The organism is Mucilaginibacter celer (assembly GCF_003576455.2).
GTDB lineage: Bacteria > Bacteroidota > Bacteroidia > Sphingobacteriales > Sphingobacteriaceae > Mucilaginibacter > Mucilaginibacter celer.
Genome location: NZ_CP032869.1, coordinates 4,144,349 through 4,163,732 on the forward strand (window position 1 = coordinate 4,144,349; position 19,384 = coordinate 4,163,732).

The window sequence follows — 19,384 nt, forward strand, 5'->3', positions numbered from 1 at the left end:
TTTATGCTTCAACTAATAAATCATCGTTGGCTTTTACTACCTGCTCCTTGCCGTAAACCAATACGGTAGTTTCTACATCCGATGAGTTTTTGATCTGCACACCTTCCTTGCTTACTTTAATATTCAGCAAAGCCCCGCGGAAACCGATATGGAACGAGAACGACGACCATTTGCCCGGAATAAACGGCTGGAACGACAGCTTACCATCATGAACACGCATACCGGCAAAACCTTCAACAACAGCCATCCAGGTACCAGCCATCGAGGTGATATGGCAGCCATCTTCGGTATCGTTGTTATAATCGTCCAGATCCAAACGGGCTGTGCGCAGGTAAAACTCGTAAGCACGGGCCTCGTCGCCCAATTTGGCGGCTATAATAGCATGAACACATGGCGAAAGCGACGATTCGTGAACGGTACGGGGCTCATAAAAGTCATAGTTACGGCGAATGGTATCTATATCGTACTGATCTTCAAAAAAGTAAATCCCCTGTAGTACGTCGGCTTGTTTAATGTAGCATGAGCGCAGGATCCTGTCCCAGCTCCACTTTTGGTTGATAGGGCGCTCGGATGCCGGGAGATCTTTAACCAGGATCTGTTCTTTATCGAGGTATCCATCCTGCTGTAAAAAGATCTGGCGTTTTTCATCATAAGGATAGTACATCTTTTCGATGATGTGCTTAAACCTGCCGAACTCGGTTGCTTCGTCGAGATTGGTTTTGCTTACCAAGGCGGCATATTTTTCCGGGTTTTCGGCTTTTACCTTTTCGGCAACTTCAACAGTATATTGCATACACCAGGTTGCAATGGTGCTGGTGTACCAGTTGTTATTTACGTTATTCTCGTACTCGTTAGGCCCGGTAACGCCCAGCATTACATACTGCTCCCTATCCTCAGACCAGGTAACCCTCTGCGACCAGAACCTTGCTATCCCCAACAATACTTCCAAACCATAATCGCCCAGGTAAGCCTCATCGCCGGTATATCGCACATAATTATAAATAGCAAAAGCGATAGCCCCGTTACGGTGAATCTCTTCGAAAGTGATCTCCCACTCGTTATGGCATTCAGTACCATCCATAGTAACCATCGGGTATAAAGCCGCGCCATTTTTAAAACCAAGCAGTTGCGCGTTTTCGATAGCCTTGCCTAACTGCTTGTAGCGATACAACAGCAGGTTGCGGGTAACTTTTTGCGGTGCTGTAGACAGGTAAAACGGCACGCAATAAGCCTCCGTATCCCAATAGGTTGAACCCCCGTATTTTTCGCCGGTAAAGCCTTTAGGACCGATATTAAGGCGGTCATCCTCGCCGGTGTAAGTTTGGTTAAGCTGGTAAATATTGAAGCGGATAGCCTGCTGAGCAGAAATATCGCCATCAATAATGATATCGTTATGCTTCCATTTTTCGGCCCAGGCAGCGGCTTGTTCGGCCAGCATGGTATCAAAACCTTTGGCGCTGATGCGGGATAGAGTAGCGTTTAGCTGCTCAACCAGTTCTTCGGGTTTGTAGTTTTGAGATGAAAGGTTGGCGGCATATTTAATAACCGTGATCGCTTCGCCCTCCTTAGCGTTTAAAGTAACTTTTGAGGCTACGTATTTTTCTTTTTCGATGGCTTCAGCAGCCGGTTCAATAACCTTACCGCTTTGCAGGATGCTGTATTGCATGCCTGTTGCCACCTCGAAACCTGTTTTTTTGGTACGCATTACCACGTAACCGCCTTTGGGTTGGGTGGCTTTACTTACCTCGTCCCAAAACTTTTCATCGTAGTTGGAATCTTTGTTAACCACATCGCCATCAATAGCAGGCGTTAAAGTGATCTCGCCGCTGAAGTTTAGCGGAGTGATGGTGTATTTGATAGCACCGGTTTCATCATCGGCCATGCTGCAAAAGCGGATAGCTTCAACTTTAACTTCTTTACCGGATGCTGTTTTAGCACGGAAATCTCTTTTCAAGTAGCCTTCCTGCATATTCAACTCCCTGCGAAAGCTGCTTACTTCGCATTTAGCCAGGTCGAGTTGCTCGCCATCTAACAGTACATCTATAATTACCCAGTTGGCGGCGTTCAGTACTTTGGCAAAGTATTCGGGGTAGCCGTTTTTCCACCAGCCTACGCGGGTTTTATCCGGGTAGTAAACGCCTGCCACGTAGTTACCCAACAGGGTATCGCCACTGTAAGCCTCTTCAAAATTGGCGCGCTGGCCCATCCGGCCATTGCCCAAACTGAAAATACTTTCAGAAATTTTATTGTAATGAGGATCGAAGCCTTCTTCAATAATCCTCCACTCATCTGCTTTTATGTAGTTTTTCATCAAATCGTTCTATTTAGTTAGGCCGTCATTATAAGGTACGAAGCAAGCGCGAACGGTACAGGGCGAATCTGCATAGCCCCTCGGCTTCCGTGCGTTTGCTTCGTTCCTCGCAATGACGTTACATTCAATACTCCGCCTTTTATAATTTATACAATTTGTCCAAGGTCATCTCATCCAAACCTTTTATTACCAGGTTAGCTCCCACCAGCACATCCGGCGAGCCGATGCCTACTACCTTCATATCTCCGGCAAGGGCGGCTTCAACGCCTGCAATGGCATCTTCAAATACCACGCACTCATCAGGCTGCATGCCTAAGGCTTGCGCACCGGCAAGGAAAACTTCGGGATCGGGTTTGGCTTTGCTTACTTTGTTGCCATCTATCACGGCATCAAACATATCGGTGAGGTTCAGCTTATCCAAAATGGTCATCGAATTTTTACTGGCTGAGCCTAAAGCTATTTTAAGGCCTACGGCACGACAGGTTTCTAAAAACTCTTTGGCTCCGGGCAGGATCTCGGCCGGTGTCATCTGGTTTACCATTTCCATGTACCAGGTGTTTTTTTGGGTGGCGAGTACTTCCTGCTCGGCTTCGGTTTTGGTTACGTTGCCCCAACCTAATATCAGTTGCAGGGAACGTACGCGGCTTACGCCTTTCAGTTGTTCGTTCTGGTGTTCGGTAAAATCAAAACCAAGCGAGTTGGCCAGCCTTTTCCAGGCTTTATAGTGGTAAATGGCGGTGTCAACAATCACCCCGTCGAGATCGAAAATGCAAGCTTTAATCGTGTTCATTTAATTTGTTAAAAGGCTGGTTGTTACGCCCTAAAGATATTACTTAATGTGTTACCCCCGGTATTAATTCTAACACCAATGTTGTTTTAGCAGGGATGCTTACTTTATCCAGACTAATCACTTCATCTGTAAGCACGTTCCTTGCTTTTTTGGCATCGCCGGTACGCTCAAAATAGCGCGATGTGGTGGTTTCCTGATCTTTTTCATTACTGTTGAACAGGATCATCACCGTTTTCTGTGCATCGTACCTGAAATACACGTAGATACCGTTTTCGGGCACATACTGCATCAGTTTACCGGTTTGCAGGGCGGTTGTACCTTTGCGGTAATTGGCCAGCTTGCTTACATAGTTAAAAGCGTCTTTCTCTTTTTTGCTGCGGCCTTCGGCGGTAAACTTGTTATCCTTATCACCAGCCCAACCACCCGGAAAATCTTCGCGAACAAGGCCATCCGGGTTAGAGTAATTTTTCATCAGGATCTCATCGCCATAATATAACTGCGGTACGCCACGCATGGTGAGCAGCATAGCGATGGCCGATTTGTATTTCACCACATCCTCACCCACCATCGATAAAAGGCGGCTCATATCATGATTATCCATAAAGATGGTGTTGCGGGTGGCATCCTGGTATAAAAAGTCCTGCGCTACAACCGAGTATAAACGGCCTACACCATCCGTCCATCCATCTTTGCCGTTAATGGCTTCGTAAATAGCATCTTTTAAAACACCATCGGTTACGCCGGGCAATTGGGTATCAAAACCGCGGTTAACGGTATTGCCCTGCGTAAAATAAGCCTGGTTAGCTGCCGACCAAACCAGCGTTTCGCCAAATATGGAGAGCTTCGGAAATTCGGCCTTTACATCCTTTGCCCATTTGGCCATGTAAACCGGTTCGTTATACGGATAGGTATCCAGCCTGAACCCATCAATACCGGCATACTCCACCCACCAGATATGGTTTTGAGTGAGGTAGTTTTGCACGTACACATTGTTCTGGTTCATATCGGCCATGCGGTGGTCAAACCAGCCATCCTGCATCAGCTTACGATCCATGGGCGAGGCGTGTGGGTCCATCACCGTGGCGTCGCGGAAGTTTGATTTGGTGTAGGTTGGCCATTGGTGTACCCAGCTTTTCATCGGCATATCCTGTATCAGGTAGCCCTCAGTACCTGCGTGGTTGTGTACCAGGTCTTTAATTACTTTGATACCCACAGCGTGGCATTTCTCTACAAACTTTTTATACAGATCGTTAGTGCCGTAGCGTGGATCTATCTTATAGTAGTCTGTTACGGCGTAGCCGTGGTATGAAGCGTGAGGCTCGTCGTTCTCAATTTCGGGTGTGAGCCAGATGGCTGTTACGCCTAAGCTTTTGATGTAATCAAGGTGGTTGATGATGCCTTGCAGATCGCCCCCGTGGCGGCTGTACATCGAATCGCGGTGAACGCCGCGTTCGCGCAGGTTATCGAACGAGTCGTTCGAAGCATCGCCATTGCTAAACCTGTCAGGCATAATCAAATAGATCACATCTTTATTGGTTACGCCCTGGATGCGGCCTGCCGATTTATCGCGTTTATTGAGCGTGTAGCTATAGCTCAGATCTTTTTCGCCTGCTTTTTTAAACTTTATCGGGAACGTTCCCGGAACTGCTGATGAAAAAATTTGAAGATCAATGAATAAATAATTCGGATTTTCAACTTTATGCACTGCTTTAAGCTTTACGCCGGGGTAGCTTAAAGATACATTGCGCGAGGCGATATTGCTGCCATGAACCACCAACTGCAGGTTAGGGTTACTCATGCCAACCCACCACGACATAGGCTCAACGCGCTCCAAAGCAGGCGTTTGTGCCTTTACACCCAAAGCAGCCAGCAAGCAGCAAAAGGCGGATAGTAAGGTTTTTCTCATATAAAAAATGATAATGGGATAATTGGTTGGGTTGTAGGATGCCTATAACCACGTTCCAAATTTATAATAAAATTAATTGCTTGTATGGAAAAAAAATAATTGACACTAATTTTTTCGAATGGAAACGAATTACACGAATTTAGTTTGGTTTGGGATAGTGCGTGGGCAGCGTTAGGGATTGCAGCGGAAAACCCACAGCCCGTGGTGGCCATAGCGCGTCGGCCGGGCGAGGATTTGCAGCGGAAAGCCCGGGCCGCAGGCAACGCCCCAATTACAATCGTAGCCGAAAATATTATTGATTAACTCCTTTACTCTTTAAGATTCTCCCATGAGTGAAGTATTTACCAAGTGATAACATTGGTGTACTAACAAACATCGTCGCCCTCTTGGCCGGGCGGGGCCAGGTACTTTTGTAGCCGCAAAAGTACCCAAAACGGCTTGCAGCAGAAAGGCTTCTTTGCCGCACTGGCCCGCGCGCCCTCCCACCGCTTGCCTTGCACTGCAAAACGGGCAGAACCACGGGCTGCTAAATTTTGCCCTACTGCGTTCGCTCCTTCCTCTCCTTTATGCAAAAAGTAGCTATGCCCCTTCCCTCGCTCAAGGCCACCATCGTTCTGCCCGTTTTCGCCCGAAGCTGCTCTGCTGCGGAAACGCGGCTACTATTCAACATATATTTAATAAAACCACTTCACCCATCCGCCCATCTACCAAACTAATTTCCCGAATCGGCTTCTACGCCATCATTCGTGTAATTCGTCTAAATTCTACACGCCCTGATAAGCATTCGTGTAAAACATTAAATATTTTTCTATGTTTATTTGGATTGATTACAAATAAACACAATATTTGTACCCGTTATATGATTGCGACCACCGAACTAACTTTATGGACCGACGTTTTCAGCACCAAAACAGGTGCGGTTTACCAGTGCGATGCGGAGCGCTGCTGGTACGTTGATTTCGCAGGTAAGGTGGCAAAGTTTGATCATCGTTGCTTTATGAAACTGCGCAAGGCGGTTTATGCCATCGATATCGAACAAAAATTATTGAATACCACTACCGATCCGGATGTTGAGATCATTTTTATCTGCGCCTGCGATCATTGTTATGTACTTTCATTGGCTCAAATTATTAACCTGAAAGAGCTTTTGGAAGGTACTTTTGTAATGCTGGAACTGAACCACATTATCCACGACCGTGTTTACAGTAACTCACTGTAATTTAGACTAATTATCAACACAATTTAGATCAATTTCATATTAAATTTAAATTAAACTAATATGCTTTAACAGCATTATTATTGCATTATAATTTTTTGCTATAAGCATATAACGTTTAATTTAAACAGATCATGAAAGATTTACTCCGCATAAAAAGCCTGATCTCATCAGATATCGAAACGCTTTTAAACCAGCAAGTTAAAAAAGAAGCACTCTCTTCTTCTATATATTTAGCCATGGCTTCATGGTGCAACCGTAACGGTTATGATTTTTCGTCAGATTATTTTTTTAAACAAGCTGAAGAAGAGCGTCATCATCAACTAAAATTTTACAAATACATCCTGGATATGGGCGGCAACGCGGTATCACCAGAAGTAACCGGCATCAAACAGGAATACAACTCATTCCGCGAAGTGTTTGAGGAGGCTTTGGATCAGGAGATCAGTGTAACCAACTCTATTAAAAACATTTACGCTAAATGTTTAAAAGAGCAGGATTTTGTTACCATGGAGTTCCTGAACTGGTTCCTGAAAGAACAACGCGAAGAAGAATACAAAGCCCGTCGCGCCCTCGAACTATTCGAAGTTATTGGCGAAGAAGGTACCGGCAGGTGGCAAATTGATAAACACGTTGGTCAGATAAAATACGATAGCGAGGCGTAAGCCCCACCCAAACCCTCCCCGGAAGGGAGGCTTATAAAAAAGGTCTTTTTGCAAATGCAAAAAGACCTTTTTTATTTTCGAAGTCTCCCCTACCGGGGGAGATTTAGAGGGGGCCGGGGCTTTTATTCTATCAACCCCATCGCCTGCAAAACCTCTTTAGGATGATATTCCTTTAACCAGGTATTACCCGGCTGGATGCTGCAGATTGGCGCGTATTTGCACCTGTCGGTGCATTCGGTTTCTATCACCTCTATTCCTTCGCGACCGTGGTGATGTTTAATGTACGATTTGGCCAGTTTATACATATCCTTGCCGCCCCGTTTTCCGCATTTGCTGCCTACACATACGTACAGCACTTTATCAGGTATGGTGAATTTGCCCATGGGATTTATTTTTTTACAGGCCGTAAAGTTAAGGATATGTTAGGTGATTTTTAATTAATTACACCATCAGCGTAATGTAACTATCCGGCCAGTTTCTTTTTAATAAACCCGGCGGCTTTGGTATATCCTCCCTCTGCACCATCCACAAAATGAATATGCCCATCCTCAAGGTCGCGCACATAGCATGACATTACCGATTCACGACTTACATGGAAACCGAAAAACAACTTACCCTCATTTTCCAATTTCACCAGCACATCCTGCAATTTTTTGCGCTGCGCGGATGTACCTGAAATAACGGTGTTGATCTTTCCATCAATCACCAGCGTATCTGACATTTCAACCAGGCGTTTCAAATATTTTTTACCGTCGCTGGTACTGAAATAAATATGGCTGTAAAGCATAACTATCCATTCTTTCAACAATTCGAGCACTTTAATTTCGCCTAACTGTGCTTTCATTTCTTTCCGCAGCCTGGCAAACGTTGAGTTTTGTTTAAGCTGGGGGATGGAAATGGGCTGCCGCTTTTCAGGAGCACCATAAATTTCGTCGATGTGGCAGATCACATCTTTAAATACCATAGCCTGATCCTTTTCGTTCCGGGCAACAACCAACAGGGAAACAACTTCTTCGGTGTTTTCGGGCGGAGGGATCTTATCCCATCGGCAGCTCATTCCGCTCAGGTCAAGCTCGCCATCGCCGGCCGCGTGCTGATGCGGATCTTCTTTATCACCCTTAATTACCTTTTCGGCATAACTTAGGCCATTGCCCAGCACTATCGGGATGGTAAAATTACCCGAGGTGCAGTATTTACTGATACATAGCTTAGATCCGTGCTCATAAACCTGCTTTACATTCACAATCCCGGTGCGTAGCTCCAATCCAAAATTACGCTGTGTATTTTCGCGGTATAAGGCCAAAGCCTTCATCACCTCATCAACAATAAGCGGCGGAATGATAAAGGTAGCCCCATCTCCCCCAAAAAAGAAAGGCACGGTAATGTCTTGCTTAAAGGCGATATTCAGCACGGTAACAATGCTTCCTGTAGCCACAAAATTCACATTCTCGTGCTCGCCGTTCTGTACCGCCTGGGTACTGTTCCGGATATCGGTGATAATAATGTGCCAATCCTCAGGTACGTTCTCAAACAGATCGGAACGTATAAAAAGCTCTCCGAGGGGGATATTGTTTACTACAAGCGCAGTATAAAAATGGTTACTATTGGCAGACATTACAGGTTAATGTTTGGGGGATAATAATGTTTTTAAATTTACGCAAAAAAGGCTCCCGCCGTTTTATAAATGCATCGATAGTTTGCTAATATTGTAAACCAATCAACATAAAATATGAAAGCTATCGAGATCATCTCCATACCGGTAACCGATCAGCAAGCCGCTAAAGAATTTTACCTCAAACTTGGTTTCGAAATAATGGTGGAAGCCAATTTTGAAAATCAAACCTGGATCCAGATGTCGTTTCCCGGTGCCCCGGTTTCTATAACGCTCGTAAACTGGTTCCCGCAGATGCCTGCCGGCAGTGTGCGCGGCTTTGTAATTAAAACCGATGATCTGGATAAAGAGGTGGAAGAACTACGCGCCAAAGGGCTTGAAGTAGAAGATGCTGAGAAGACACCGTGGGGAAGGTTTGCTACTGTTAAAGACCCGGATGGGAACGCGTTGAGTTTACATGGGAAATAATTTCTGAATTAATTGTCTGAATCAGAATTTGCAGAATTATAGAATTTGCAGAATTATAGAATTTTCAGAATACGGAGGATCTACAGAACAACATTCTGTTAATTCAAAAATGGGTCTGTAAAATAAACTGTGTCAGCCCCTGCCGGCCCATGGGCCGGCAGGGGCTGATTGCTACATCAAATCTAATATCATTCTCCCAGGAAACCAAATGGCCAGCTTCTGGGCCGTTGTCGCCCAATTAGAAAGTGGCATCGTCCATTTTTGTTTAATGTTGTTATGAGCCAGATAGATCAGTTTTAACAGAGCCATATCGGATGTGAAACCACCCTTGGTTTTGGTTACTTTTCTGATTTGCCGGTGAAACCCTTCGATGGTATTGGTGGTATAGATCAGTTTACGAATAGTGGTATCATACTGAAAATACGTGGTCAGCTTCGACCAGTTATTACGCCATGATTCCAATACCTTTTCATATTTCTTACCCCACTTTTCTTCTAATTGCTCTAAACGAAGTTCTGCCAGTTCGAGGGTTTCTGCCTGGTACACCGGCTTAAGATCTTTCATAAATACTTTTTGATCTTTAGAAGCCACGTACTTCAGGCTGTTGCGTATCTGGTGGACGATACAGGTCTGGATTTCTGTTTGAGGGAATACTGTATTTATGGCCTGTGGGAATCCATTGAGGTTATCAATGCAAGCAATCAGGATGTCTTTTACACCTCTGTTTTGAAGGTCGGTCAATACACTTAACCAAAAATTAGCGCCTTCGCTTTGAGATACATACATTCCTAACAACTCCTTGTGACCGTGACGGTCAATACCAAGAATGTTATAAACAGCATGCGCTACCATGCGGTGTTCCTCTTTAACCTTGTAATGCATCGCATCCAGCCAAACAATGGTGTAAAGTTCATCCAGCGGCCTTGATTGCCATTCTTTTACTTCAGGAATGATCTTATCTGTTATAGCAGATAAGGTACTGTGACTGATATCTGTATCATACATGTCTTTGATATGCTTTGATATATCGCGGAAACTCATGCCCAGTCCATACATGCCGATGATCTTGGATTCAAGACTTTCTGCTAATATCGTTTCCCGTTTGCGGATCAGTTCGGGTTCAAAACTGGAATTGCGATCACGAGGGGTACTAATAGATATGGTGCCATCAGAGGTTCGGATATTCTTACTGGTCTTACCGTTCCTGCGATTGCCTGAACTGCGTTCTGCTTCATCTAAATGGCTTTCCAATTCCGCCTCAAGGGCGGCATCAAGGAAACTTTTTAGCAACGGTGCAAAGGCTCCATCCTTGCCATAAAGCGATTTGCCCGAGCGGAGTTGCTCAAGGGCTTTCTTTTTCATTTGCTCGTATTCGAGCGATTCTTCTTCTCTCTTCATCTTAAACTGTGTTTTAAGTTAACATTTAACGCTTGACACAGTTTATTTTACACTCTCTCAAAAATTCTGTAAATTCTGATTCAGACAACTGAGTTTGCACAATTAAACCCCGTTCATTAATCCGCTATGTTAAAAAAACACTCCTACTTCTTCCTCTTACTAACACTCCTCATCCTTGCCGGCTGTAACCCCAACAACACCAAACAACCCGAAGCTGATGTTTACAAAGTAGTTAAAGTAAAAGACGGCGATACACTCGGTCTGCTCAGCAGCGATAACCAGGAAGTTACCGTGCGCCTTGCCGAGATTGATTGCCCCGAAAAATCGCAGGCTTTTGGGCAGGCGGCTAAAAAATTCACATCGGATCTTTGTTTTGGTAAACAGGTTAGGCTGATAGGCGGCGAACATGACCGTTATGGCCGCACAGTAGCACAGGTTGTTTTGATTGATGGTACCAACGTAAATCACGAACTGGTAAAGAACGGCTACGCCTGGCAGTACAAAGCTTACTCCAAAAGCATTGAGCTTGCCGGTTTAGAGCAAGAGGCGCGTAACAGTCACCTTGGTCTTTGGCAAGATCCCAATCCTACCCCTCCGTGGGAATTCCGAAGGGAAAAGAAACAGCCTAAGGCAGATTCGCTTCAAACCCCGAAACCTAAAAAACATTACCACAGGCTCAAGCCAAAGCTTGAATATGCAGCCTAAAAGCCTAACTTTATAGGCATCAACCTCAACAAATGAAAATCACCAAAGCGTTATTATCTATAGCATTTACACTACTGCTCATCTGGGCGCTTCAAAAAAAATTCGGTATTGCTCCGCCATTAGGCAAGTTCCTGAGCCCGGCCGAGGGATTCTGGCAAAATGCCGAAAGCAAAAACATCCTGCAAACACATCAACTTAAATTAAAAGGTTTGCAAGGTAAGGTTACCATCAAATTTGACGAGAACCATATTCCACACATTTTTGCCGATAACCTGCATGATTTATATTACGCCCAGGGCTACATGACGGCAACCGACCGTCTCTGGCAAATGGACATCCAAACCCGTCAGGCTGCAGGCAGGTTGGCCGAAGTTATTGGTCCGAAGGTATTGGATATCGACCGCTACCATCGCCGCATGGGTATGGTTTATGGAGCCGAAAAAACGCTGAACGCCATGATGGCCGATCCTATTGTGAAAAACATGATCCTGGCTTATACCGATGGGATTAATGCTTACATCCACACATTGTCGCCAAAAGATTATCCTATCGAGTTTAAGCTTTTAAATTATGCCCCGGAGGATTGGAAACCCATCAACTGCGCTTTTTTGCTGAAGCTGATGTCTGAAACGTTAGCAGGAGGATCGAACGAGTTTGCGATGAGCAACATCCTCAAAAAATTCGGCCCGGGAATTACCAATGATCTCTTCCCCGATTACCCGATGCATGAAGATCCTATTATCCCGGCAGGTACCAAATGGGATTATTTTAAGCCTTTAACCATCCCCAAACCGTCTGCCGGCTTTTTAGCCAGTATGACGGATAGCGCCAAAACCAAGCCCCGCGTTGAAGGCATCGGCAGTAATAACTGGGCGGTGGCCGGCAGCAAAACTGCCAGTGGCTATCCTATTTTGGCTAACGATCCGCACCTTAACCTTACCCTGCCATCCATCTGGTACCAGGTACAGCTTTCGGCACCGGGTATGAATGTTTACGGCGTTTCGTTACCGGGAGCGCCCTGCGTTATTTTAGGTTTTAACAACGATATCAGCTGGGGTATTACCAATGTTGATGCCGATGTACTGGACTGGTACCAGGAAAAATTTAAAGACGGCCAGATGAACGAATACTGGTACAACAACCAGTGGAACAAAACTACCCGCCGTATTGAAAAGATAGATGTATTAGGGGAGAAACCAATATATGATACCGTAGTTTACACGCATCATGGTCCTGTTGTATATGAAAACAAGACCCAGCAGGATGATGGTCATGATTTTGTGCCGATAGGCCACTCATTACGGTGGATAGCGCACGAACCATCGGACGAATTGATGGCCATGTACCTGCTCAACACCGGCAAAAACTATGATGATTACCGCAAAGCCCTGCATTACTTCAGCGCCCCTGCATCAAACTTTGTGTTTGCCAGCAAAACGGATATTGCCATCACACCAAACGGGAAATACCCGCTTAAATTTAAAGACCAGGGCAAATTTATTTTAGATGGTACCGACCCGGCAAACGATTGGCACGGCTGGATCCCCTTTGAGCACGATCCGACCGTTAAAAACCCGGCCCGCGGCTTTGTAAGCTCGGCCAACCAATCATCAACCGATCCGAGTTATCCGTATTATATCAACTGGTCGTTTGCGCCTTATGAGCGCGGCAAGCGTATCAACAATCGTTTGGCTGCAATGAACAAGGCCACTGTTGATAGCATGCGGATTCTGCAAAGCGATACTTATAGCATCCGCGCGCAGGATATTTTGCCTGCCATGCTCGAATACATCGACCCAACAAGGCTTGATGCCACGCAGCTGAGCGCCTATCACCAAATTAATATGTGGAATAAGGATGTGGCGGCCAACTCCATAGGTGCCAGTATTTATGGTTATTGGTGGTTGGCTACCTATCATGCAATATGGGAAGATGAATTTGCAGATAAAAACCTGCAAACCAATTACCCATCTGCCGACAGAACAGAGCAGTTGATACTGAAAGAAGCAAATTCCAAATGGTTTGATGATGTGCGTACGCCCGAGAAAGAGACGGCTTCCGACATCATCAGCAAAGCATTTAACACAGCCGTTAAACAGCTTACTGATAAACAAGGCAAAATTGGCCCTAACTGGCAATGGGGCAAGGTAAGGCCATTTGAAATAGCCAGCCTCTCGCGCCAGCCGGCGTTTGGTTCAGGTAATTTTGAAGCAGGCGGCTCAGGCACAACAATTAACGCATTGAACGATGGTCATGGCCCGTCATGGCGTATGGTGGTGCAAATGGGGCCGAAAGTAAAAGGTTACGGCATCTTCCCCGGCGGCGAATCGGGCAATCCGGGCAGCTTCTTTTACAGCGATATGCTTAAAACCTGGCAAACCGGGCAGTTGAAAGAGCTGCTTTTCATGCAATCGGTAAACGAAGCGTCGCCGCGTATTAAATCAACCTATACATTAACCGCTAAATAAATACACCATGGTATTCCTTGTTATTCTTATACTTTCATTTGCCAGCGGATATTTCTTGCCCTGGTGGATAGTTGCACTTATTTCGTTTTTAACCACGTTGGTTATCGGTCGCACGGCCAAAGGCTCGTTTTGGTCAGGCTTTGCTGCCGTGCTGATAGTTTGGATAGTATTGGCGCTTTTTAAAAGTGTGCCTAATGAGCATATTATGGCAACTAAAATTGCCCATTTATTTATGTTGCCCGCATGGGGATACATATTAGCCATAACAGGTATTATTGGCGGCATAGTAGGCGGTATGTCGGCTTTATCCGGGCTATGGCTCCGGCAGGCTATCCAAAAGCAATAAACAAAAAATGCCCGGTTGCAAAATTACAGCCGGGCATATTTTCTCAGTCGAACTTATTACTTAAAATGAAGCTAAAGTTTCTTTTAAAGTTTTCACTGCTTCCTTATCGCTTGCTCCCTGCGCAAAAATATCCTGCGAGGTAGCTTTGGCACCGTAATACGCCGCGTTCGAATCTTTATCGATACCCAGGTTTGAGCCATTAATGCTGATACCTGCAAATAAACCACGACTGCGGGAGTATGAATAAACTTCGGCCTGCAATTTATAATCGGTACTGGCCGTAGAGCTGCGGCCAACCGGGCCTGCAGCAGCCGAAATATCGCCGCCAATGGTAAAATCGCCGTTTTTAACTTTGGTTAACACACCTTTATGACGGAATACCAAAACCAGATCAACAGATTGAACGCCGATCTGCAAACCGAAGCTACCACCGGTAAGTGTAACAAAAACAGGGTCGCTCCATTTACCGTTATCCAGTTTCACCATGGCAACGCCTTTTCCGCGTTTACCGCCAATACCGAAACCGGCATTAATAAGCTTAGGGATAATTACAATGCCTTCATACTGGTCAAGAAGATCGTGGGGGATACTTTCCTTCATTTTGGCAAATTCTTTCAATACGTTCGACGCATTGTGCAAACGTTCCGTTTGCTTGCTGTCGTCATCTACCGGTTTGGCCGATGTTAATACAAAAAAGAGGCTCAGTAACAGGGGAAGACTAAAAAATTTTAATGCTTTCATGGGGTCTGATTATTTAATATCATCAATTATAGTATCGTTCAATACCATACTAACCTCCAAAACACGCACTTGTTTTTTTATTTTTTGTAATGGGAACGTCAAAACCGACCGTTGATGTTTTTTGATAACGTTGATTTCGCTGATTTTCTTTTCTAATCCGAAATAATCAGCGAAATCAACGTAATCATTCCCCATCAACGGTTTATCTTTGCACGCAATGAACAACCCCGGTAAACAACAGGTATTTTCTATCAGTAACCAACATCAATTTAACGAAACCGCTTTGCAGGTTTTCAGGTACCAGGCTGTGAACAATCCCGTTTACAGGCAGTTTATTAGCGGATTGGGTATTGATTTAGATATTGTTACCTCTGTTGAACAAATCCCGTTTTTACCTATCGAGTTTTTTAAATCGCATACCATACTCAGCACTACCGATCCCGTTGAGGTGACCTTTACCAGTTCGGGCACTACCGGTATGATTACCAGTAGTCACCAGGTTACGGATAAAACATGGTACGAGGATAGTTTTCGCAATGCATTCGATATGTTTTATGGGGATATCAAGAATTATACGGTGCTTGCGCTGCTTCCATCCTATTTAGAGCGCGAAGGCTCATCACTTATTTATATGGTTGATGACCTGATTAAACAGTCAAGTAATTCCGATAGCGGCTTCTTTCTGTATAATCACGATGAGCTTTATCATCAGCTTAAAAAACAACAGGCAGCAGAAAAACCAACACTTTTAATCGGCGTAACATTCGGTCTCCTCGATTTTATTGAGAATTATCGGATTGATTTTCCCGAACTGATTGTGATGGAAACCGGCGGCATGAAAGGCCGCCGCAAGGAAATGATCCGCGAAGAACTGCACGAAATTTTATGCAACGGCTTTGGTGTGAAACAGATCCACTCGGAGTATGGCATGACCGAATTATTATCACAAGCCTACTCCAAAGGAGATGGTATTTTTGAATGCCCGCCATGGATGCGTATCATCATCCGCGATACTAACGATCCGCTAACTACGTTACAATCAGGTAAAACAGGCGGTATCAGTGTTATCGATCTGGCAAATATCAACTCATGCGCATTCATTGCCACACAGGATCTGGGTAAAATACAACCTGATGGATCATTTGAAGTGCTTGGCAGGTTTGATCAGAGTGATATCCGCGGCTGTAATTTGCTGATAGCTTAGAAGCGTCGGGAAGCAAGAGTTAAGAAGCAAGAAATAAGAAAATTGTTACGCATAGAATAAAATAACACCCTAAATAAGAAATACCCGGGCTCACGAACAATAGTTGATAAGATTTCTTAATTCTTAGCTCCTGATTCTTGACTCTTTGATAGGTATAATTGTTATTTTTGACGCGCATCATAAAATGCTAAAAACATGATTGAGAAATTTTTAACCGAGGAACAGGATCCTAAAGCAGTTGAAAAGGTTTATTCACGTTTGGTTGATCTGTTATCAACCGGCGAGGAGATCATTTATATCGCCGTACAGAAAAAACCGCTTGTAAACCTTTTTCCGGATTGTATAGCCATAACCAACAAACGCGTGTTGTTTTTTACCCCGGCCAACCTGGGTTTATCCATCAAGTTTGTTGATTTTGTTTGGAAAGATATTGTAGACGTGCATACTAAGGAAGAGATTATAGGTGCAGTATTCAGCGTACGTACCACCGGTGGTGCGGAAATGGCGGTAGATTACCTGCCCAAAGTACAAGGCCGCAAACTTTACCAATACGCCCAGGAACGTAAGGAAGTTGAACGCGAAGCCCGTCGCCAGCGCGAACTTGAGCAAAAACGTGCCGAGTCGGGAGCAATCCAGTTGGAAAACTCGCCCGCCCGCGCCGCCTTTGTGGCCCCGGCATCGCCACAGCCATTTGCATCATCTCAGCCAAATGGATATACCGCGCCGGCTGCCCCGGTAACTCCGCCTGCGCCGGTTGCAGCACCAGCGCCAATTGTACAGGAAACGCCCGCACCAGCTGCACCTCAAAAAACCGATGAGCTTACCGAGAAATTGAAGAAACTGAAATTACTTTTTGATAACGGCCTGATATCTCAGGAAGATTATAACGCTAAGAAATTAGATTTGTTAAGTGATTTTTAATCTCGATTGCAAAACAGGATTATATAAAAAGATATAAAAAGGCGATGGGTTTAAAATCCATCGCCTTTTTAGTTTACTCAAAACAGCCGTTCATCAAAACGAAACGACTGCTGTTTGATAAGTTTAACTTTACCAGCATCGGGGTGAAGCGGATTAAGCAAATAATTATATTCATCAGGCACTACAGATGATGGCACCTTCATCAAAAGGTGTTCCTGTTTTTTTAAAAAGGCGTCTCCAAAGCTGCGCAAAATCAAAGGGGGATCTACATCCTGCCAGTTGACCGGCAGCAGATCGATATCAATTGTGGCAACCTCGCCATCAGGCACTGCAATTTCGGTAAGGCAAAAATTATCCGGAACAATTAACGGTTGCAAATGCACCAATACCTCAAGCACGGCAAGCGCCCTTGATGATGCGGTATATAACATCGCCCTACCCTCGCTGTTCCATCGCCCTCCGTATAACCGCGCACCTGTGCCACTCAAATCATTGGCGTAACTGCATTTAACAATACGATATAGTATCATCAGGCAAAAATACCGTGTTCAATGCGCCCCAGTTCTTTAAATACCATATCAAAGCCTGCAGATGTATCCAGAATAGTAACAGGTGCCTCACCGCGAAAAATAACCGAAGGCGTTTTTATCCAGATCTTGAATTTATCCATCGAACCGAAAACTTCTTCGCCACGAGTATACAAACGGGCTAACTCAACGGCCTTTTCGGCGTATTCAGTTTTAATAATGGCATCATCTTCATAGCGCTGCAAAGTGCGCTCTGAGATATGCAATATGCCCGCAAGTTCCTGGATGTTAAGCGATATCTTTTTTGCAAAGGAAACCAAAACGCTTTTTGGGAAGCCTTTGCGGGCCAGGTTAATAATATCAAAACCCGAAGACGGATTTGAATGCCTGGAACCAACTAACAAATCATAAACAGAAAACACGGGGCGCTGCACTCCATAAGCTACCATGGGCTCATGCAACAGATTCTCCTTATCGGGCTTTGGCTTATACGACATATATACAAATATAATTACCTTTTGTCGCAAATGAAAATTTTAATTAAATAATATGTCAACCCACCTTTTGTCGTTTTCAACTTCAAGCTTTACAAATACTCTGCTTAAATTCCTATTAAACGGCTCAAAAATCCCTATCTTGCCTTATCGCTCCTGATCTTTATGGAAAATACCGATATCATCATTATAGGTGCCGGCGCAGCTGGCTTAATGGCTGCGCGCACGTTGGCCAAAGCAGGCAAAAATGTAGTATTACTTGAAGCACGCAACCGCCTCGGCGGTCGCATTCACACACTTGAAAACGGCACCTCGCTGCAACACGCCGAACTGGGCGCCGAGTTTATCCACGGCGATCTGCCAATTACACAAGGACTGCTTAATGAAGCCGGTATTAAGTACAATTCTGCTTCAGCATCGATGTGGAACTATGAAGACGGAAAATTTGCTGCCGAAGGCCATGTTATTGAACACTGGGAGGAGTTTATGGAACGTATTATGCAATTAAAGCATGATACAAATCTGGAGGATTTTATACTACAGGAATTTCCGGGCGAGAAGTATGCCGGTCTGCGCGAATCGGTACGCGGATATGTAGCCGGATATGATAATGCCGATCCTAAAAAGGCCAGCGCATTTTCTATACGTAAAGAATGGCAAAATGAACACGAGGACGCCCAATACCGTATAGAAGGCGGCTATCGCATGTTAATCCAATACCTCGCCGATGAGTTTAAACAGGCCGGAGGGCATATTTTTACAAATGCCGTGGCCAAAGACATCGACTGGGGGCAATATCATGTTACCGTAAGCACGGATATCGGCATCACCTACCAGGCCCGCCAACTCCTGGTTGCCATGCCACTGGGTTTACTGCAGGCAGAACCCGGTTTGAAAGCGACCATTAGTTTTGATCCGCCGGTTGATTATTATACCAACGCGCTAAAATCGCTCGGCTTTGGCGCAGTGATTAAAGTGCTGCTTGAATTTGATGAAGCCTTTTGGTACAACGACGAAATGCGGCAAATGACCGGGGCCGACCTGGAAGACATGGGTTTCCTCTTCACAGCAGAAGCCATACCGGTATGGTGGACACAAATGCCCGTACACCGCCCATTGCTTACCGGCTGGCTTGGCGGCCCTCCCGCAGCCGAGCATTTAAACACCAGCGATGAAGATATGCTGCTGTTGGCCCTGGGTTCCATCTCCAATGTTTTTAAGATAGATCTTGAAAAACTAAAAGAAAAGCTATTAACCTGGAATGTAATGAACTGGACGGCCGACCCGTTTTCGCGCGGATCATACAGCTACGATACTGTGGAAACTGCTGAAGCGCGGAAAATATTAAGCCATCCGATAGGTGATACACTATTTTTTGCAGGGGAATATTTGTATGAGGGAACTGCAATGGGAACTGTTGAAGCAGCGTTGACAAGTGGGTTGAGGGCAGCGGAGATGTTGTTGGAGTATAAGTAATGGCCCTAAGAAAGTATGTCATTGCGAGGAACGAAGCAATCGCACACTATACAGGAGAGTGTAAAATAAACTGTGTCAAGCGTTAAATGTTAACTTAAAACACAGTTTAAGATGAAGAGAGAAGAAGAATCGCTCG

The 19,384-nt window shown here is 44.9% G+C and carries 18 protein-coding genes; 9 read left to right on the forward strand and 9 right to left on the reverse strand.

What is annotated here, in order from left to right; genetic code table 11:
• Position 1: 1 nt before the first annotated feature.
• From HYN43_RS16660 to HYN43_RS16670, 3 genes are all read right to left on the reverse strand, one after another.
• Positions 2-2,311 (reverse strand): glycoside hydrolase family 65 protein, encoded by a 2,310-nt coding sequence (locus HYN43_RS16660; RefSeq protein WP_119410421.1) that lies wholly within the window; start codon positions 2,309-2,311, stop codon positions 2-4.
• Positions 2,312-2,450: 139 nt separating this feature from the next.
• A complete protein-coding gene (gene pgmB, locus HYN43_RS16665) occupies positions 2,451-3,101 on the reverse strand; it encodes a beta-phosphoglucomutase (RefSeq protein WP_119410422.1) in 651 nt (216 codons plus the stop codon).
• A gap of 43 nt (positions 3,102-3,144) precedes the next feature.
• On the reverse strand, positions 3,145-5,007 hold the full coding sequence (locus HYN43_RS16670) for a glycoside hydrolase family 13 protein (RefSeq protein ID WP_119410423.1): 1,863 nt from the start codon (positions 5,005-5,007) through the stop codon (positions 3,145-3,147).
• Between the two features lie 859 nt (positions 5,008-5,866).
• Here HYN43_RS16670 and HYN43_RS16680 point away from each other — a divergent pair.
• Both HYN43_RS16680 and HYN43_RS16685 read left to right on the forward strand, forming a co-directional pair.
• Complete coding sequence (locus HYN43_RS16680; RefSeq protein ID WP_119410425.1) at positions 5,867-6,226, forward strand: hypothetical protein; 360 nt, start codon at positions 5,867-5,869, stop codon at positions 6,224-6,226.
• Between the two features lie 131 nt (positions 6,227-6,357).
• Positions 6,358-6,888 (forward strand): ferritin, encoded by a 531-nt coding sequence (locus HYN43_RS16685; RefSeq protein ID WP_119410426.1) that lies wholly within the window; start codon positions 6,358-6,360, stop codon positions 6,886-6,888.
• Between the two features lie 122 nt (positions 6,889-7,010).
• On the opposite strand, the gene HYN43_RS16690 is transcribed toward HYN43_RS16685, so the two are convergent.
• A complete protein-coding gene (locus HYN43_RS16690; protein WP_119410427.1) occupies positions 7,011-7,271 on the reverse strand; it encodes a (2Fe-2S) ferredoxin domain-containing protein in 261 nt (86 codons plus the stop codon).
• 80 nt (positions 7,272-7,351) lie between these two features.
• Positions 7,352-8,503: a DUF3095 domain-containing protein gene (locus HYN43_RS16695; protein ID WP_119410428.1), complete on the reverse strand. Its 1,152-nt coding sequence runs from the start codon at positions 8,501-8,503 to the stop codon at positions 7,352-7,354.
• Positions 8,504-8,617: 114 nt separating this feature from the next.
• Here HYN43_RS16695 and HYN43_RS16700 point away from each other — a divergent pair, with 114 nt between their 5' ends.
• The gene (locus tag HYN43_RS16700) at positions 8,618-8,968 is read left to right on the forward strand and encodes a glyoxalase superfamily protein (RefSeq protein ID WP_119410429.1); all 351 of its coding nucleotides are present in this window, start codon (positions 8,618-8,620) and stop codon (positions 8,966-8,968) included.
• Positions 8,969-9,139: 171 nt separating this feature from the next.
• On the opposite strand, the gene HYN43_RS16705 is transcribed toward HYN43_RS16700, so the two are convergent.
• Complete coding sequence (locus HYN43_RS16705; protein WP_245447287.1) at positions 9,140-10,330, reverse strand: IS256 family transposase; 1,191 nt, start codon at positions 10,328-10,330, stop codon at positions 9,140-9,142.
• A 162-nt stretch (positions 10,331-10,492) separates the two neighbouring features.
• On the opposite strand from HYN43_RS16705, the gene HYN43_RS16710 reads away from it, so the two are divergent.
• The 3 genes from HYN43_RS16710 to HYN43_RS16720 are packed head-to-tail and all read left to right on the forward strand — an operon-like array spanning position 10,493 to position 13,885.
• Positions 10,493-11,071, forward strand: coding sequence for a thermonuclease family protein (locus tag HYN43_RS16710; protein ID WP_119410430.1), 579 nt, complete (start codon positions 10,493-10,495; stop codon positions 11,069-11,071).
• A 32-nt stretch (positions 11,072-11,103) separates the two neighbouring features.
• A complete protein-coding gene (locus tag HYN43_RS16715; RefSeq protein WP_119410431.1) occupies positions 11,104-13,539 on the forward strand; it encodes a penicillin acylase family protein in 2,436 nt (811 codons plus the stop codon).
• 7 nt (positions 13,540-13,546) lie between these two features.
• The gene (locus tag HYN43_RS16720; protein ID WP_119410432.1) at positions 13,547-13,885 is read left to right on the forward strand and encodes a hypothetical protein; all 339 of its coding nucleotides are present in this window, start codon (positions 13,547-13,549) and stop codon (positions 13,883-13,885) included.
• Between the two features lie 60 nt (positions 13,886-13,945).
• Here the strand turns inward: HYN43_RS16720 and HYN43_RS16725 are convergent, their stop codons facing one another.
• Positions 13,946-14,626 carry a lipid-binding SYLF domain-containing protein gene (locus HYN43_RS16725; protein WP_119410433.1) on the reverse strand — a complete coding sequence of 227 codons (681 nt, stop codon included), beginning with the start codon at positions 14,624-14,626 and terminating at the stop codon, positions 13,946-13,948.
• Positions 14,627-14,843: 217 nt separating this feature from the next.
• Here HYN43_RS16725 and HYN43_RS16735 point away from each other — a divergent pair, with 217 nt between their 5' ends.
• Entirely contained in the window at positions 14,844-15,830 is a 987-nt protein-coding gene (locus HYN43_RS16735; RefSeq protein ID WP_119410435.1) for a LuxE/PaaK family acyltransferase, read from the forward strand.
• Positions 15,831-16,025: 195 nt separating this feature from the next.
• On the forward strand, positions 16,026-16,751 hold the full coding sequence (locus HYN43_RS16740) for a PH domain-containing protein (RefSeq protein WP_119410436.1): 726 nt from the start codon (positions 16,026-16,028) through the stop codon (positions 16,749-16,751).
• 77 nt (positions 16,752-16,828) lie between these two features.
• Here the strand turns inward: HYN43_RS16740 and HYN43_RS16745 are convergent, their stop codons facing one another.
• A complete protein-coding gene (locus HYN43_RS16745) occupies positions 16,829-17,281 on the reverse strand; it encodes an RES family NAD+ phosphorylase (RefSeq protein ID WP_119410437.1) in 453 nt (150 codons plus the stop codon).
• A complete protein-coding gene (parS, locus tag HYN43_RS16750) occupies positions 17,281-17,775 on the reverse strand; it encodes a type II RES/Xre toxin-antitoxin system antitoxin (protein ID WP_245446933.1) in 495 nt (164 codons plus the stop codon). Before parS ends, HYN43_RS16745 begins: the two co-directional genes overlap by 1 nt.
• A gap of 162 nt (positions 17,776-17,937) precedes the next feature.
• Here parS and HYN43_RS16755 point away from each other — a divergent pair, with 162 nt between their 5' ends.
• Positions 17,938-19,248 carry a flavin monoamine oxidase family protein gene (locus HYN43_RS16755; RefSeq protein ID WP_119410438.1) on the forward strand — a complete coding sequence of 437 codons (1,311 nt, stop codon included), beginning with the start codon at positions 17,938-17,940 and terminating at the stop codon, positions 19,246-19,248.
• The last annotated feature ends 136 nt before the right edge of the window (positions 19,249-19,384 follow it).

Coding starts and splice junctions, on each gene's coding strand:
- HYN43_RS16720 (WP_119410432.1), top strand. CDS start 13,547: ATGGTATTCCTTGTTATTCTTATACTTTCATTTGCCAGCGGATATTTC.
- HYN43_RS16735 (WP_119410435.1), top strand. CDS start 14,844: ATGAACAACCCCGGTAAACAACAGGTATTTTCTATCAGTAACCAACAT.
- HYN43_RS16740 (WP_119410436.1), top strand. CDS start 16,026: ATGATTGAGAAATTTTTAACCGAGGAACAGGATCCTAAAGCAGTTGAA.
- HYN43_RS16670 (WP_119410423.1), bottom strand. CDS start 5,007: ATGAGAAAAACCTTACTATCCGCCTTTTGCTGCTTGCTGGCTGCTTTG.
- parS (WP_245446933.1), bottom strand. CDS start 17,775: ATGTCGTATAAGCCAAAGCCCGATAAGGAGAATCTGTTGCATGAGCCC.
- HYN43_RS16715 (WP_119410431.1), top strand. CDS start 11,104: ATGAAAATCACCAAAGCGTTATTATCTATAGCATTTACACTACTGCTC.
- pgmB (WP_119410422.1), bottom strand. CDS start 3,101: ATGAACACGATTAAAGCTTGCATTTTCGATCTCGACGGGGTGATTGTT.
- HYN43_RS16745 (WP_119410437.1), bottom strand. CDS start 17,281: ATGATACTATATCGTATTGTTAAATGCAGTTACGCCAATGATTTGAGT.
- HYN43_RS16755 (WP_119410438.1), top strand. CDS start 17,938: ATGGAAAATACCGATATCATCATTATAGGTGCCGGCGCAGCTGGCTTA.
- HYN43_RS16680 (WP_119410425.1), top strand. CDS start 5,867: ATGATTGCGACCACCGAACTAACTTTATGGACCGACGTTTTCAGCACC.
- HYN43_RS16695 (WP_119410428.1), bottom strand. CDS start 8,503: ATGTCTGCCAATAGTAACCATTTTTATACTGCGCTTGTAGTAAACAAT.
- HYN43_RS16710 (WP_119410430.1), top strand. CDS start 10,493: ATGTTAAAAAAACACTCCTACTTCTTCCTCTTACTAACACTCCTCATC.
- HYN43_RS16700 (WP_119410429.1), top strand. CDS start 8,618: ATGAAAGCTATCGAGATCATCTCCATACCGGTAACCGATCAGCAAGCC.
- HYN43_RS16660 (WP_119410421.1), bottom strand. CDS start 2,311: ATGAAAAACTACATAAAAGCAGATGAGTGGAGGATTATTGAAGAAGGC.
- HYN43_RS16690 (WP_119410427.1), bottom strand. CDS start 7,271: ATGGGCAAATTCACCATACCTGATAAAGTGCTGTACGTATGTGTAGGC.
- HYN43_RS16705 (WP_245447287.1), bottom strand. CDS start 10,330: ATGAAAAAGAAAGCCCTTGAGCAACTCCGCTCGGGCAAATCGCTTTAT.
- HYN43_RS16685 (WP_119410426.1), top strand. CDS start 6,358: ATGAAAGATTTACTCCGCATAAAAAGCCTGATCTCATCAGATATCGAA.
- HYN43_RS16725 (WP_119410433.1), bottom strand. CDS start 14,626: ATGAAAGCATTAAAATTTTTTAGTCTTCCCCTGTTACTGAGCCTCTTT.